15 protein-coding genes and 1 pseudogene are annotated in these 15,713 nt (G+C 55.4%); 5 read left to right on the forward strand and 11 right to left on the reverse strand.

All coding sequences use genetic code 11. The features are described 5' to 3' along the window. Positions 1 to 9: 9 nt before the first annotated feature. Positions 10 to 510 (reverse strand): peptide-methionine (S)-S-oxide reductase, encoded by a 501-nt coding sequence (locus ACZ1HV_RS06475; protein ID WP_298816019.1) that lies wholly within the window; start codon positions 508 to 510, stop codon positions 10 to 12. A gap of 308 nt (positions 511 to 818) precedes the next feature. Between ACZ1HV_RS06475 and nthA the strand changes: the two genes are divergently transcribed. The 4 genes from nthA to ACZ1HV_RS06495 are packed head-to-tail and all read left to right on the forward strand — an operon-like array spanning position 819 to position 2,904. Continuing rightward, on the forward strand, positions 819 to 1,448 hold the full coding sequence (nthA, locus tag ACZ1HV_RS06480; protein ID WP_472717638.1) for a nitrile hydratase subunit alpha: 630 nt from the start codon (positions 819 to 821) through the stop codon (positions 1,446 to 1,448). Beyond that, positions 1,445 to 2,104 carry a nitrile hydratase subunit beta gene (gene nthB / locus ACZ1HV_RS06485; RefSeq protein WP_472717639.1) on the forward strand — a complete coding sequence of 220 codons (660 nt, stop codon included), beginning with the start codon at positions 1,445 to 1,447 and terminating at the stop codon, positions 2,102 to 2,104. Before nthA ends, nthB begins: the two co-directional genes overlap by 4 nt. Beyond that, the gene (locus ACZ1HV_RS06490; protein WP_298816013.1) at positions 2,091 to 2,444 is read left to right on the forward strand and encodes a nitrile hydratase accessory protein; all 354 of its coding nucleotides are present in this window, start codon (positions 2,091 to 2,093) and stop codon (positions 2,442 to 2,444) included. Before nthB ends, ACZ1HV_RS06490 begins: the two co-directional genes overlap by 14 nt. After that, positions 2,416 to 2,904 carry a methyltransferase family protein gene (locus ACZ1HV_RS06495; protein WP_472717640.1) on the forward strand — a complete coding sequence of 163 codons (489 nt, stop codon included), beginning with the start codon at positions 2,416 to 2,418 and terminating at the stop codon, positions 2,902 to 2,904. The genes ACZ1HV_RS06490 and ACZ1HV_RS06495 overlap by 29 nt, the downstream gene beginning before the upstream one ends. A gap of 4 nt (positions 2,905 to 2,908) precedes the next feature. Here the strand turns inward: ACZ1HV_RS06495 and ACZ1HV_RS06500 are convergent, their stop codons facing one another. Continuing rightward, positions 2,909 to 3,811: a LysR family transcriptional regulator gene (locus ACZ1HV_RS06500; protein WP_298958224.1), complete on the reverse strand. Its 903-nt coding sequence runs from the start codon at positions 3,809 to 3,811 to the stop codon at positions 2,909 to 2,911. Between the two features lie 88 nt (positions 3,812 to 3,899). Between ACZ1HV_RS06500 and ACZ1HV_RS06505 the strand changes: the two genes are divergently transcribed. Then, positions 3,900 to 4,187, forward strand: coding sequence for a DUF1330 domain-containing protein (locus tag ACZ1HV_RS06505; RefSeq protein ID WP_298816008.1), 288 nt, complete (start codon positions 3,900 to 3,902; stop codon positions 4,185 to 4,187). A gap of 139 nt (positions 4,188 to 4,326) precedes the next feature. On the opposite strand, the gene ACZ1HV_RS06510 is transcribed toward ACZ1HV_RS06505, so the two are convergent. From ACZ1HV_RS06510 to ACZ1HV_RS06550, 9 genes and pseudogenes are all read right to left on the reverse strand, one after another. After that, positions 4,327 to 4,920, reverse strand: a complete 594-nt coding sequence (locus tag ACZ1HV_RS06510; RefSeq protein ID WP_298983308.1) for a class I SAM-dependent methyltransferase — start codon at positions 4,918 to 4,920, stop codon at positions 4,327 to 4,329. 66 nt (positions 4,921 to 4,986) lie between these two features. After that, positions 4,987 to 6,167: pseudogene (locus tag ACZ1HV_RS06515) on the reverse strand (ABC transporter permease). After that, complete coding sequence (locus ACZ1HV_RS06520) at positions 6,164 to 7,189, reverse strand: ABC transporter permease (protein WP_298816000.1); 1,026 nt, start codon at positions 7,187 to 7,189, stop codon at positions 6,164 to 6,166. The pseudogene ACZ1HV_RS06515 and the gene ACZ1HV_RS06520 overlap by 4 nt, the downstream one beginning before the upstream one ends. A gap of 77 nt (positions 7,190 to 7,266) precedes the next feature. Continuing rightward, positions 7,267 to 7,929, reverse strand: coding sequence for an O-methyltransferase (locus ACZ1HV_RS06525; protein WP_298815998.1), 663 nt, complete (start codon positions 7,927 to 7,929; stop codon positions 7,267 to 7,269). A gap of 43 nt (positions 7,930 to 7,972) precedes the next feature. Further along, a complete protein-coding gene (locus tag ACZ1HV_RS06530) occupies positions 7,973 to 9,856 on the reverse strand; it encodes an ABC transporter substrate-binding protein (RefSeq protein ID WP_472717641.1) in 1,884 nt (627 codons plus the stop codon). Beyond that, on the reverse strand, positions 9,856 to 11,742 hold the full coding sequence (locus ACZ1HV_RS06535; RefSeq protein WP_298958236.1) for an ABC transporter ATP-binding protein: 1,887 nt from the start codon (positions 11,740 to 11,742) through the stop codon (positions 9,856 to 9,858). The genes ACZ1HV_RS06530 and ACZ1HV_RS06535 overlap by 1 nt, the downstream gene beginning before the upstream one ends. 192 nt (positions 11,743 to 11,934) lie before the next feature. Further along, entirely contained in the window at positions 11,935 to 13,806 is a 1,872-nt protein-coding gene (locus ACZ1HV_RS06540) for an adenylate/guanylate cyclase domain-containing protein (protein ID WP_472717642.1), read from the reverse strand. A gap of 95 nt (positions 13,807 to 13,901) precedes the next feature. Continuing rightward, positions 13,902 to 14,495, reverse strand: a complete 594-nt coding sequence (locus ACZ1HV_RS06545; protein WP_472717643.1) for an NUDIX domain-containing protein — start codon at positions 14,493 to 14,495, stop codon at positions 13,902 to 13,904. Positions 14,496 to 14,510: 15 nt separating this feature from the next. Further along, a complete protein-coding gene (locus ACZ1HV_RS06550; RefSeq protein WP_472717644.1) occupies positions 14,511 to 15,689 on the reverse strand; it encodes a CaiB/BaiF CoA transferase family protein in 1,179 nt (392 codons plus the stop codon). Positions 15,690 to 15,713 lie beyond the last annotated feature (24 nt).

Genomic DNA, 15,713 nt, shown 5'->3' on the forward strand with positions numbered 1-15,713 from the left:
TTGTCATTCCTATTGGGCAGCTTCGACGCGCTGTTCCCTCAACACCTTCGAGAATTCCTTTCTGAGGAATGCAAGTTTCGGATCAATGTACGTCTTGCAAAAAGGACGCTCGGGATCCTTCTCATAATAGCTCTGAAAACGTTCATCGGACGTCTTGAAACCGGCGAGTGTCATGACATTGGTGATCAAGGGTTCATCGAAATCACGTTGAAGCTTACGCAGGATTCGGCCGACTTTCACGCCTGTTCCTGCATCATACACGTAGACGGCGCTGCGGTATTTACCCCGCATCTTGTGGCGGGAGGTGCTTGAATGGGTGCGCAAATGGATTTCGATCAAGACATCCATAGGCAACAATTCAGGATCGAAGGTCACGATGACTGCCTCCGACCAGGCGTCCTCTGGAGGATCAGAGCGGATAAACCCCTGCTCCACCTTCGAAATGCCAGCAATTGCCTGAAAGACGGCTTCGGTGCACCAGTGGCACCCACCGCCCAGCCCGATTTTCAAGAAACGTCTCCAAAGTTCCGTCGAATACATGCCATTTTGACCTCTGGAGGGAAATAATCAAAATGGCTTGGCAGAGATTCCCCCAGGGGAGTTCGCACCGTCGTGGCAAACGGCATGGATCTCTGGACATATGATTATATGATCAATGACTTACAGGACTTACGAGAGGCACGCGACGCAATATCCAGCAAATTGTCGATGTTCCAAGGCCGTCGACCCTCGCGTCAGCAAGAGCAGAGCTCGGTCCACGATTGACAGTCAGGGTGGCCCAACCTCAAATGAGGCCGGCCACAAATCAGGAGAATTCCATGTCCGGTCACGACCACGATCACGACCATTCAGAATTGAGCGACATCGAACTCCGCGTTCGAGCGCTGGAAACGCTCTTGACGGAAAAGGGTTATGTCGATCCGCCTGCCCTGGATGAGCTTATCGAGACTTATGAGACCAAGATCGGTCCTAAAAACGGAGCACAAGTGGTTGCAAAGGTCTGGACCGACCCGGACTATAGAAGCCGGCTCTTGAAGGATGCGACGTCGGCCATCGCCGAGCTCGGCTTTACCGGCCGTCAGGGCGAGCACATGGTGGCGGTTGAGAATACTCCCGACACACACAACATGGTCGTTTGCACACTTTGCTCCTGTTATCCATGGACGGTGCTCGGACTGCCGCCTGTCTGGTACAAATCCGCGCCTTATCGCTCCCGCGCAGTGCGTGATCCACGCGGTGTGCTGGCGGAATTCGGCATCACGATGCCAGCGGCCAAAGAAATTAAGGTCTGGGATTCCACAGCTGAGGTCCGCTATCTTGTCATCCCCGAGCGCCCAGCGGGTACAGATGGCTGGAGTGCGGAACGACTGGCGGAGCTGGTCACCCGCGACAGCATGATCGGCACCGGGCTTGCAGCATCTCCACAGCAGGCGAAGGAAAGCGCATGAACGGCGCACACGACCTTGGCGGCCAGATGGGGTTCGGCCCCATAGAGTTGGAAGAAAACGAACCCAACTTTCATGCCGATTGGGAAAAACGGGCTTTTGCGGTGACGCTTGCCATGGGCGCTACCGGAACATGGACGCTGGACGCTTCCCGCTTTTCACGCGAGTCGCTTCCGCCAGATGTCTATCTTTCATCCAGCTACTACGAAATCTGGGCCAGGGGACTGGAGCGCCTGGTCGTCAAATACGGCCTCGTTACAGAAGACGAGCTGACGGAAGGCCATCAGAAGGCCCCGGCCCAACCGGTCAAAAGAGTGCTCAAGTCGGCTGACGTTGCAACCACACTGGCGAAAGGTGCAACTGTTGACCGGCCTCAGTCGGAAGCCGCCCGGTTCAAGGTTGGAGACCTTGTGCGAACCAAAAGAATGCACCCCGAGCATCACACACGCCTGCCTAGATACGCGCGCGATGTTGTTGGAAAAATCGAAGCCATCCACGGCGTGCATGTCTTTCCGGATGCCAATGCACATGGCAAGGGTGAACAGCCTTGCTGGCTCTACGGTGTGGTCTTTCGCGGGCCGGATATCTGGGGCGAAGACAGCGATCCAACGCTGACGCTTCGTATTGACCTTTGGGAGCCATACCTTGTCCCAGCCTGATCATAAGAGTTCAACACCGCACCTTCCTCTTGACGAAGATGGGGGTCCGGTCTTTTCAGCTCCCTGGGAAGCGCGTGTCTTTGCCATGACGCTCCAGGCCCACGAAGCAGGCGTCTTCTCGTGGAGCGAGTGGGCAGACACACTCGGCGCTGAACTTGCCGGTGATGGTGACGGCTCAGGCGATACAAAGGGGTACTACGATCATTGGCTGAATGCATTTGAGAAACTGTTGGCCAAAAAAGGCGTGGCCGCAGCGGACCAGCTTTTCCACCTAAAGGAAGCCTGGGACCAAGCGGCCCGGGCGACGCCTCATGGCCAACCTATCGAACTTGATCGGTGACGGCATCATGTATCTGAAGGTGCCACCACCGGTCGTCGTGTTGATTGGCCTCGGCCTGCTTTATTTAGGTGACCGTCAGCTACCAAGCTTTAGCCTGGCGTTTCCTGGTCAGATATCACTCGCGATCGTGCTGCTGGCATCCGGTCTTGCAATCGGATTTCACGCTCTTTTTCGTTTCATAATGGCAAATACAACCTTCAATCCAACAACGCCGGACAAGGTCAATGTCCTTGTGACGAACGGGCTCTATCGGTTCAGCCGAAACCCGATGTATGTTGCTGATGTTCTGCTTCTTTTGTCGCTGTCGGCCTACTACGGAACGTTGACCGTTGCTGCTGTCGTCCCTCTCTTCATCTGGTATCTGACAGAATTTCAAATCAAGCCTGAGGAAGATCACCTCAAGCGCAAATTCGGAAAGGATTACCTTGCCTACAAAGCCCAGGTTCGGCGCTGGGTCTGACGGGTCAGGTTCGCCCCAGATAAAGATCGCTGCTTGCCTTGAATGCATCGGCTGCGAACCGCAGAAATGTCCGAATTCTGGTGACGTTTTTTAGGTCGGGATGGGTCAGGACCCAGATATCGAGATATCGGCTCGGCTCCAGGCCGGGCACCCTGACCAGTTCAGGGTCGGGATCGCCCAAGAAGCATGGCAACCTGCCAATGCCCATCCCAGCTCTAACAGCTGCCAGCATGGCTATCATGTCATCCGACACCAGACTGACATAGGCTTTGGGGTAGCGCGCCCGCATCTCTTTCGGAACGCCTCGGCCCCACCATTTAAAGACAACACATGGCAAATCTGCATTGTCATGGCTAACGTCCATGGCCTCTCGATTGCGCCGCGCAAATTCCTTGGACATATAGAACGTCCGGTTTTGCCCTGTCGCCTGCCTGCCGAATAGACTTTCATCTGGATTGTTGGTCACGCGAATTGCAACATCCGCTTCGCGCCGATGCAGGCTGAGTTTTTCATTGGCCGCGATCATCTCAAGCTCAATGCGGGGATGCCGCTCTGAAAACTTTTGCATGATCTCCGCGACCTGAATCTGGAAAAGCAGTTGTGCGGCAGTGACGCGAAGAGGGCCTTCGAGATCCGTATCCTGTGCGGTGATCCTTGTGTCGAGCGCGAACACTTCTGTCTCAACACGCCGCGCCGCCGACACAGCTTCCTCACCCGCGACGGTTGGCTTAAGCCCATCAGGCAGTCGGTCGAACAGCCTCGTCCCGAGGCGGTCTTCCAGCGCCGACAATCTGCGAGACACGGTGGAGTGAGTTACCCCGAGTGCCCTTGCCGCCTTGGTCACATTGCCAGCGTTTGCAATGGCGAGCACAAACTTCAAATCATCCCAGTTGTCCATGCCGTGCATTTTTGCACACTAGCATTCCAAATTTGAATATTTTTTCGCATGGAAACTTGATGCAGTGTTGCGCCATCTCTTCAAAAGGAGTTTTGAGATGACCATACAAGCTCTTGCTATGATAACCGTCACCGACAAGGAAACACTCGGCGCTTACCGTAAGAAGGCTGCCGATGCGCTCGCCAAACATGGGGGAAGCGTGGTTGCTGCTGATCCCGAGCCGTTGGTACTGGAAGCTGCCATCGATACCCCGAACATCGCTGCACTGCTCTCGTTTCCAGATACGAAGGCAGCTCAGGCCTGGCACGCGGATCCGGACCTCGCCGAGATCCATGCACTGCGCAATAAGGGTGGCAAGTCGACCATCATCGTGCTGCCGGGTTGATGTTTGAGCCAGCCCTGATTTCAGGGCTGGTTGTCTCCGTCGGCCTTTGCTACACCTTCGGCGATTTCCGGCTATTAAGCCATCTGGGCATTACATCCGACTTTGTTGGGCAGCGACAAAAAAGCAGCCAGCATCAAACTCAACTCAACGGCTTCACAAGGCGCATGCGCCAGGTCACGCCCTTCTTGTCCGAGACAAGACGATAGTCATCCAGAACTTCCCAGTTCGCCTCATTGTCCGTCGCTTCCCAGAGCCGGTTGATCAGCTTGTTCGCGCCTGATTCCGGCCGTTTCGGCGAATACATGGAAAGCGCGATGACCCCGTCCTTTTTCAGGAACGGCACATAGCGGGCAACAAGCGCTGCAGGATCGTCCGCAAAGTGCAGCACTTCATTGAAAACGATGGCAGAAAAGGTTTCGCCATCCTGCGGCTCGAATGTGTGCATGTCACTGGCGCGCAAACTGGCGATAGCCGTATCGACATTGGCAATTTCCAGCGAAGCGGGAGAAAGATCCATGCCCACATAGCGCTTGATGCCCATGGGCTGCAGGCGTTCGTAGAGCAGGCCTTCGCCGCAACCAATGTCGAGCACCTCGTCCATGGATCCGGTCAGGCTGAGCCACATGCCGATAATGCCGTAGCGTCCGCTTTCCGGCAGTGAACGCAAGAAGGCCCAACGGCCTGCTTCATATTCTTCATCCCAACCTTCGGCAGTTGTGGCGTTTTTCGACATGGATCGCTTCCTAACACTAAAGACGGGCCAGAACGGCCCGCCATGTCTTTTCAAAATTGTGTTGCATCACTTATAGGGATCTGCCGCGTCGCGCAAACCATCGCCAAGGAAATTGAACGCCAGCACCACGATGATGATGGGGATTACCGGAGCCATAAGCCAGGGATAAACTGTCACTACCGAAATGTTCTGTGCTTCGTTCAGCAGGACCCCCAGGAAATCGCCGGACGCCTGAGGCCCAGGTTGAGGAATGACAGCGCCGTTTCCCCCAGAATCATCGATGGGATCGACAGCGAAGCAGATGCGATGATGTGGCTGGTGAAACCGGGCAACAGGTGCCGGGTGATAACCCGTTTCGGTTTGGCGCCCATCAATACCGCAGCCTTAGCATATTCTTCCTCACGCAGAGACAGAAGCTTCGATCGCACGGCTCTGGCAAGCCCGGGCCAATCCAGAAGCCCCAAAATGATCGTGAGGCCGAAATAGATCCAGACCGGGCTCCAGGTAACCGGTAGCGCTGCGGAAAGCGCCATCCAAAGCGGCAACTCCGGCAAGGACCGAATGATCTCGATAGCACGCTGGATCACGCTGTCGGCCAGACCGCCAAAATAGCCGGCTATGCCACCGAAGAAGAGGCCGAGGACGATTGAAATGGTAACGCCTATTAGACCGACCGTCAGAGACAGGCGGGCACCGTAGACAAGACCGGAGAACTGATCGCGGCCCAGACGGTCCGTCCCCAGCAGGAACATCGTGCCGCCTTCAGCCGGACAGACCAGGTGGAGAGACGCGTCGAACAGGCCCCAGAATTCGTAGTCGTCACCGCTGCAGAAGAACCTCAGTTTCTGGACTTGCGACGTGTCGTCCTTGAACACCCATTGCAGGGTCTCCATGTCGATTTCCGATGTCATGCCGTAGACGAAGGGCCCGACAAAAGAGCCGTCATGGAAGAGATGGATCGGTTGGGGAGGTGCATAAAGATGCAAGCTGTCGCGCGTATTTGCATCATAAGGTGCAATCAGTTCCGCAAAAGGCACCGTCAGGTAAAACAGGATCAGGATGACACCCGACCAGACCGCAACCTTGTGGCGCTTGAATTTCCACCACATGATCTTCCACTGGGAAGCCTGGTAGTAACGCTCCTGCTCAGGCGTCATCTCCTCGGCAACGGTAGGGTTGAACGGCGTGGGATCTACATAGTGTTCCACTTCACGGACGGGCGCGCCGTTGTTGGTATCCGTGCTCATGACGAAGCCCTCCCGCCGAGACGAATACGGGGATCAAGCACCGCAAGCAGCAAGTCGGATATCAGCATGCCGATCAATGTCAGGACGGCGACGAAGAGCAGAATGAATCCGGACAGAAACTGATCTTGAGACTGTAGTGCCGAGACCAGAACAGGCCCAACCGTTGGAAGGCTCATCACCACGGACACAATCACCGAGCCTGACACCATCGACGGGATCAGGTTGCCGATATCGGCAATGAACGGGTTGATCGCCATTCGAAGCGGATATTTTACCAGAAGCTGATTTTCCTTCAGCCCCTTTGCCCTGCCGGTGGTGACATATTGCTTGTGGAGCTCATCCAGCAGGTTGGCTCGCAGACGGCGGATCATGGCCGCCGTTCCAGAAGTTCCAATCACGATCGTCGGCACAATCAAATGCGCCAACACCGACATCGCCTTGTCAAAACTCCAAGGCTGATCGATATACTCTGGCGCCATTAGCCCGCCCACGGAAAGACCGAACCAGCGATTGAAAAAATATAGAAGGATCAACGCAAGCAGGAAATTCGGCGTGGCCAATCCGATATAGCCGACAAAGGTGATGCCGTAATCGCCCCATGAATACTGCCTGGTTGCAGAATAGATGCCGATCGGAAATGAAACCACATAGACAAAGAGGATCGTCGCGAAATTCAGGACCACCGTGAGCGGCAATGTCGGGCCGATTACCTGGTCAACCGGCTTGTCGAACTCGAAAGACCATCCCCAGTTGCCTTGGATCAGACCATCAAGCCCATGGGGTCCTGGCCATAGACCGACCCAGATCAGGTATCTTTCGAAAAATGGCCGATCGAGCGAAAACTCCTTGCGCAGGAACTCCAGCTTGGCAACAGATGAACTTTCCCCTGAAGCCTTCAGAGCTGCAATCTGGTTGGAAATATAGTCTCCAGTCGGAAGCTCGATGATGAGAAACGTCAGAAAGCTGATCACCAGCAAAGTCGGGATCATCATCAATATCCGACGTATTATGTAGTAGAGCACTTATTCCCCCTAAGCCCCAACTGCGTCTGAATACGAGCTGTCACTGCACCAGTGACAACATGAATTTTACTCCAGCATCAGCCCGCCTTCAGCGCAAGCGTCAGGCCGTCTGAAAACGGCAACATTGAAATCACCACCCGGTCGTCGTCCCGCAAACGTGCATTCAAGGCGCGAATTTCATCTACAGCCGGGTCCTTGATTTCCGGATCGATGACGTCACCGAGACGAAGCATATTGTCAAACACCATCATCCCGCCGGTTCTGAGCAGTTTCAAGGCAAGCTCGTAATAGGCGGTGTAGCTCTTCTTGTCGGCGTCTACGAAAATCAGATCGAATGAACTTCCCTCACCTTCCTCGAGCATGTCCTGCATAACCCCTTGCGCCCGTCCGATCCGAAAATCGATCTTGTGGCGAACTCCGGCTTCCTGCCAATGGGTTTCTGCCAACTCCTGCCAATTGTTGCGCTTGTCGATGGCGACAACACGGCCATCATCAGGCAGAGCGGAGGCCATCCAAAGCGTGCTGTAGCCGGTGAACACACCGAGCTCCATAACCCTTTTGGCGGACATGGCCTTGATCAGGAAATACAGCAACTGGCCCTGCTCCTGCGGGACGCGCATTTCGGCGTCCGGCAGGATTTGAGTGTGGTGGCGAAGTTTCTTAAGTGATGCGGTTTCCCGGGTTCCGTGCTGGCAAACATAGTCGATAAGTTCTGCGGTAATCTCCAGCCGGTCAGCCATATTTCCTCCGTACGAGCCCCGGAAATCACTTTCGGGTGCGGGTTCAGTTCGTCAGATAGAACTCATCCATGCGATGAATTCCAAAATGCGCACCCGGGTCCCAGCCATAGATACCTTCAAGCGGGACATTCTCCACATTCTTGATCGCTACGGGCTGGCGAACGCCGGAAACAAGTCCAATGCGGATTGTCTCGTTTGCATGAATCTGGAGCATCTCATCCCAGATTTTGGTCCGCTCTTCCGGTGTCTTGGAAACGAGCCAGGAATTGTAGAGTTCCATCAAACGCTCGGCAGGCGCCCAATCCGGCTTTTCGCCGCCCTCACCCTTTGTTTCGTAGTAGTCGCCCCAGGAATGCCAAGACAAAACATCTCCGTGAACCGGCGCCAGGTCTTCAGGCGGCATTTCTGAAGTTGGAATACCGTTTTCAAGCCCCCACCAGACCGACATTACCAGCTGGCCGGTGATTGCCCGTTCGCGCAGGTTGTCGCGCTGGCTTGGCTTGGCGAACAGTTTGATGCCGAGTTCGCCCCACATCTCGCTCACCAGTTCCAGCGCGTCGTCCTGCACCTGGGCTTCGCCTGCTGTTTCCACGATGATTTCGATCGGCCTGCCATCAGGCAGAAGGCGCGTGCCTTCTCCATCGCGTCTGGTCAGACCGATTTCATCCAGCAGTTCGTTCGCCTTGTCCGGGTCATACTCAGCCCATTTGGTCGTGTATTCGGGCTTATAAAGCGGGCTTGCCGGAAGGATCGTGTCGTTGCCGGGCGTACCGAGACCGAAGAACAGAACACGATTGATCAGATTGCGGTCAATGCCGAGCGACAATGCGTGGCGGAAGCGATTGTCACGGAAAAGCGCGCGCCACTCGGGATCCTTCACTGTGAAGTTCGGAAGAATGGAGATTTCAGAACCCTTGGTATTGGACCAGAGCGCTGTCACGTAACCGTTCTGCTTCTCGCCCTTTTTCAGGACGGTGATATCAGAAAAACTCAGGTTTCTGGCCTGAAGATCGCTTTCGCCAGCCTGAGTTTTCGCTGGGATAAGCTTGCCGTCCGCAACTGTCATGATGACGTTGTCGGCATAGGGCAATTGTTGTCCGGTGCTGTCGACCCGGTGATAGTATGGATTGCGTTCAAGAATGAACCGCAAATCGCTGTCGTCACGCATGCGCACCCAGGGCTGAAGGCTCGGAAGCCTGACATTCCGGGCGTTGTACATGTCATCTTTTTTGGCGTGAAGCGGCGCCCAGCTGCGCGCCTTTACCTTGGCGGCCTCCTTGGTGATGAAGTCCGGATCGCCATATTTTTCGTGAAACTGTTTCAGATAATGCGCAGGGCGATAGATAAACGGAGGCCGGGCCTTGGCAAGTTCCGGCAGGAACAGCGGATTGGGGTCGTCCCAGGTAAACCGAACAGTGGTCTCATCCACCACTTCGAATTTCGGACCTTTGCCGTTCACAACGAGAAACGGCGGCAAACCGGAGGGGGTCAGTTTTTCGTTGCTGACAATGTCCTCGAAATAGTAACGGAAGTCTTCAGCTCCGAAAGGATGTCCATCTGACCATTTGTGGCCTTCACGGGTGTGAAACGTGAAAATGCGTCCGTCTTCCACTTCGACATTTTCAAGAATGTCGGGCAGCAGCTCCAACTTCTCGTTATAGCCGACGAGGCGCGCATAACCCCAGACATTGATCAGACGCACATCCTTGGCGCGGCCGATGAGCGTGTCGATGGCACCGCCATGCTTGCCGACGGTGCGGCCCTTGGCTTGGAGGTCCACGACCAGCGGTTCGGATGGCAGCCTTTCGGCCACCGGTGGAAGTGCCGGGTCGAGACCTGGCGTTTCCTTCAGTTCAAGCGCGGCCAAAGGCCCCGCGAACATGACGGCGGTCACAAACAGACCGGCCCTTACGGTGTTCACAAGCATTATGCAGCTGTCCCCTCTTGCGCCCCGGTGTTCTTTAGGCCAGGTGCGCAGACAAAGTGATCCGGCTCCATTTCCACCAGCAACGGCTCCTGACCGTTCACAAGGCGGAATGGTTCCGGCCAAAGTTGCGGCTCTGACGCGTTGTTCGCATCCAGAGCGGCAAAATCAAGCGGCGCTGACAGGTCCGGTTCCGGTACCGCGGACAAGAGCGCTTTTGTATAAGGATGAAGCGGGTTGCCAACCACTGTTCGGGTCTCACCAATTTCAACCAGTCGACCGCGGCACATGACTGCGATCCTGTCGGCAACATAATCGACAACGGCAAGGTTGTGACTGACAAAGAGATAAGTGAGATTGAGATCCCGCTTCAGGTCCTGAAGCAAATTGAGGATCTGCGCCTGGACAGATACATCCAGGGCCGACGTCGGTTCGTCACACAAGATGAATTCCGGGTTGAGCGTCAGCGCTCTGGCAATGCCGATGCGCTGCCTTTGCCCGCCGGAAAAGGAATGCGGATAACGCCTCAGGAAGCGCGGATCGAGCCCCACAAGGTTCATGAGATTGCGCGCACGCTCCGCGCGCTCTTTCGGCGTGCCGACACCATGTACTTCCATGGGCTCCATCAGCGTATCGTTGATGGTCATGCGCGGGTTGAGCGAGGAAAACGGGTCCTGGAATATCAATTGCACCCGGCGACGGTAATCCATGAGTTCCGCGCCGCTCAGATTGGCAATGTCTTCCAGACCGTTGCCGCGGTTATAGAGAACCTGACCACCTTCAATACCAATGGCCCTCAAGATTGCCTTTGCAGCTGTGGTTTTGCCTGATCCGGATTCACCGACCAGACCCAGGCATTCGCCACGGCGAATGGTCAGGCTGATATCGTCCAGCGCAGTCAGGGTCTTGGCCTTGGACCCGAAGAATGATCCCTTGCGCAGCGTGAACTGCTTGGTCACGTCCCGCATTTCAACCAGAGGCTCACCCGGAGCCACATCACAGTGGGGCCTGTTGCTCGTCAGCTCTTCCGACTTCAAAACAATGGGCCGGATCGGCACCAGCCGTTCATCCTTGTCCATGTGAAAGCTTGGAACCGCGTTCAAAAGCGCCTTCAGATAATCGTGCTTCGGATCGGAAAAAAGCTGCTGTGCAGTGCCTTTTTCCATGATCCGGCCATGATAAATCACCGCGATCTCGTCAGCCATGTTGGCAACAACACCGAAATCGTGAGTGATCATCAAAACGGACATGCGCAGTTCCGACTGAACTTCGCGGATCAGCTTCAGAATTTCCGCCTGGATCGTGACATCGAGAGCTGTTGTCGGCTCATCGGCAATCAACAGCGCCGGACGGCAGATCATCGCCATCGCGATCATGGCGCGCTGGCGCAGGCCACCGGACAATTCAAAGGGATAGGTTTCAAGAGCTCTCTCAGGATCTGGAAACTTGACAAGACTAAGCATGGTCTTGGTCAGTTCGCTCGCCTCGGCCCTGGATACATTCCTGTGCAACAGGGCGGCTTCCCCGATCTGGTCGCCGATCGTGTGGAGCGGCGACAGCGATGTCATGGGTTCTTGAAAAATAATCGCAACGCGGTTACCGCGCAGATGCCGCATTTGCGGCCCCTTGCGCTCCAGCGCCGCGATGTCCACCGGCGGTTCTTCGCCTGTTGGATCTGCAAGGATTACATTGCCGGACGAGATCTCAGCTGCCTGAGGCAACAGGCCCATGATCGTCTGCGAAATAACGGTCTTGCCGGACCCCGATTCCCCTACCAGCGCGACAGTCCGGTTTTCGGGAACGACAAACGACACATCATCGACAGCACGCACGCGGCCTTCTGCTGTATTAAAGTCTACCGTCAGTCCCTCAATCGAGAGAACATTCACTGCGCTTTTCCTCCCCGGCAAGGATTGTCTGCGAGAGGCTTACTAAGCCCTTATTGCAATAGAAAGACAACCAAATTCGCCGGTCGATAGCAATGCAGAATTCATTGATAATCGACTGTGACGTTCGTCACATTCTCAAATTTTTTTATTGCGGTTCATGATCTTGGCCTGCCGAGAGGCCGGAAACAGGGCTTATTCTGCCGCACTGACGGGGAGGTTTTTGGCTTGAACCGTGCCAACCGGGAACGGATCGAGCCAATAAACTTCCATAAGACCGCTACGTCCGCGCAGGTGGTGCTCCCCTACAGCCCGCTGGTTTTCTTCTTCCGGAAGCCTGGCAATCGTATCCGCGCTCGCCAGAATTGTAACGTCCGGATGTCCTGGAACCTCCTTACCAAGGGTCTGCAGACGTTCGGCTGCATTCACGGTGTCCCCGACAACAGTATAGTTCCACCGATCAAGGGCACCCACGTTGCCGACAACGGCCTGCCCTGTGTGGATACCTATCCGCAGACACATCTCCGGCTTTCCATTCGCCATGGCCCTGGCATTGGCCTCGCGCAACGCCGACGCAATCCGGCGCGCCGTTCTGACGGCAGCTTCGGCGTGATCATGACGTGCATCGGGTGCGCCCCAAAATGCCAGCATGCCGTCACCGAGAAACTTGTCGACCGTTCCCCCTTCACCTTCAACCGCCTCCACAAGAATGGCGAAATGATCGTTCAGAAGGCCTGCTGTTTCCTCAGCGCTCAGATGCTCGGAAAGCGCAGTGAAGCCGACGATATCGGTGAACAGGATCGTGAGTTCTGCTTCTCTTGCCTCGGCAGCTTCGCCGCCTCCAAGGCGCATCAGTTTGATAAACAACGAACGCGGGACATAGGTGTTCATTGCCTTAAGGCCTTCAACCATGGCGTTGAAGGCAAGGGCAACCTGGTCCAATTCGGCGACCCGGCTCCGCGGAAGCGGTTCGACTTCGTTCAAGGACAGCGTTCCGACACGCTCCGACTGAACGGCCAGTGTCCGCAAAGGTCGCGCAACCCTGCGTCCAATCCAGAAAGCAATCAAAACCGAGATGACCAGTGCTCCAAATCCGACGAACATGGAACCGGCCAAACGCTCGACTTCGCGCGAGACGGTGGCTCCCAGAAAATACTGTCCGATTGTAAATGGTCTTTGGCTGAAGCCGGATAACGGGGCCTTCATAAGGATGAATTCGGCGTCTCCGACCTGGACGAATGAGACCTCGATACCAAGGTCTGCCGCCTTTTCAAATTCCGTAAGCTTTTCCTCGCCGGACATGCCGGCCAGCACCGGATCGCCGGCAGTTCTGAGCGAACTGGGCAGTTTCGTCCTGATTTCGCTGCCGGTCTGCAAGCCGCTGGCATCTGAGTGCATGATGACCCGATTGTCGCCATCCAGAATGAATACCGTATTGTTCCTGCCTTCGTCCTGAGAGGCCACGATGTGGGTCAGGTCTTGCATGGAACTGGCAGCCGTCAGAAGACCCTTGACCTCGCCGTTCTGCACGATTGGAACCGAGACATTTGCAAATAGCCCAACTTCGTGTTCCACCAGCGGCCCCCAGCTCGGCGGACTGTCGGCGTCAAGTTTCGGCAAGTCCCTTGAAGTCATGCCAGGCGGTGGAACATCGCTCTCGATGCGCCACATTTTTCCATTTGGAGCACGGTAGATCCCCATGCGTTTGCCTGAAGGGTCTGTTACCGCAAGTGTCGTAATATCGTTGTTGGAGCCGAGTGCTATCTTGAGGTCTTCAAGCGTGCGTTCCGGGTTCTCAAACCCCAGAGTACCGTCGTCGAAATAGGGTTTCAGTCCGACAACCGCGCTTTGAACCGAGCCAAAATGCGTGCGCAATTGTTGTTCGAGCGCTTGCGTGCTCAAAATCGCCTTGTCGTTCAATAGTGAAAACGTGTTCTTGAAATTGGCGGCAACGGAGAGACCAAGGACGAGGCCGATGGCGATCGCGACAAATGCTCCAAAGCCAAGCCCAACGACGGTGGCCAAGCGCAGCTTCAATCGCCGGTCATTCCGTGCTGGTTTTGCCATTGGCCCTGATCCTCGATTTACATTTGGCAGCTTACTTGCCTGAAAGGAGCCGTCAATTTAAGAGATGTAACAGTGTTATCGACGCAATCCCCAGCTCAATCTTTGCTCACAGAAAACTGTCGAAGTGCCAGTTCCTGCAGCAAAATAATTGTCTTCGCATCCCTGATCTCACCCGACCGCACCATGCCTAGGGCGTCAGGCAAGGGAACATGAACGACTTCGATGTCCTCTCCTTCGTCTTCAGCGCCTCCACCAGCGGCCACCTTGTTCTTCAAATGGTAAGTGCCAGTGAAAAATGCCAGGTACTCGGTGACGGACCCTGGGCTCATATAAGCATCGAAAAGATGATTGAGTTCGGAAACCTCAAATCCGGTCTCTTCGATCAGCTCCAGTCGCATGCGTTCTTCCGGCTGGGCTCCTTCAAGCAACCCAGCAGGTGCTTCGATCAAAAACGGATCTTCACCGCCCAACCAAACCGGCAGACGGAATTGTCTCGTTAGCAGCACGCAGTCCGTATCGGGATCGTGCAGAAGACACGCCACGCCGTGGCCCCGATCATAGGCTTCACGGATCTGCTCCTGCCATCTTCCATCCTTGCGGCGATAATCGACCTTGAACTGGGTCAGCGTGCCCCATTCATTGGACAGAACCCTGGTGTTCTTGACCTTAAGATACTCTGTGTCCTTCACGCATTTCTCCAATCGTCAGGATCCGGATTGCAGACCGAGTTCCTTAAGGATCTCTTCTGTATGTTCTCCCAGCGCAGGAGCCGCCTTCTCAAGAACGAGATTGCCATTCTTGAAGCTGATAGGTGTACGAACCGATGAAACACTTCCTGTCGCGGCCTGCGGTGCCGGAAGTTCAACTTTCAGCCTCCTGTGCCGAACCTGTTCATCGTTGAAGACATCTTCCACGGAATTGATCGGACCGGCAGGCACACCTTCTTTTTCCAGTGCGTTCAAAAGGTCATCGCGACGATAACCGGACATAGCCGCCGTCAAGAGTGGCACCAATTCATCCCGCGCGGCAACGCGTGCCGCATTGGAGGCAAATTCTGTGCGCTTCGGCAGTTCAGGGCACCCCAGAACGTCACACAGCCTTACAAATTGGCCATCATTGCCAACAGCTATGATCAGGTGACCATCGGCGACTGGAAAAACCTGGTAGGGAACGATGTTGGGATGCGCATTGCCAAGACGCTTTGGCGTGTTGCCGGAGACAAAGTAGTTCAGTGCCTGATTGGCGAGCACCCCGACCTGAGCATCGAGCAGAGCCATGTCGATCCACTCACCTTCGCCGGTCTGATCCCGACGCCTGAGCGCGGCCAAAACGCCGACGACACCGTAAAGACCCGTGAAGATATCGGCAAAGGCAACACCTATCTTCTGGGGGTCGCCTTCAGGGTCGCCGGTCAGATCCATGATGCCGCCCATGCCCTGGATCATGAAATCATATCCTGCCCGGTGGGCATATGGCCCGTCCTGGCCGAACCCGGTGATCGAACAATAGATCAGCTTCGGATTGACCTTGCTAAGGTTGTCATAGTCGAGACCGTATTTCTCAAGACCGCCGACCTTGAAGTTTTCGATCAGAATATCGGCCTCGGCCACAAGACGCCGAACAACGTCCTGTCCTTCCTCGGTCCGGAAATCGACGGTTATGGAGCGTTTCCCCCTGTTACAGGCGTGGAAATAGGCAGCGTCACTGCTCTCGTCTGCATCGCCATCGACAAATGGCGGCCCCCAGCCTCTGGTGTCATCGCCTTGCGGACTTTCAACCTTGATGACATCGGCACCAAGATCGGCCAGCGTCTGACCCGTCCAGGGACCGGCCAGAATTCGGGCGAGTTCAACAACCTTGATGCCTTCCAATGGGGCGCTCATGTCTTGATATCCTTGAACGGTCAG

Source organism: Roseibium sp. JB4-4, assembly GCF_055693425.1.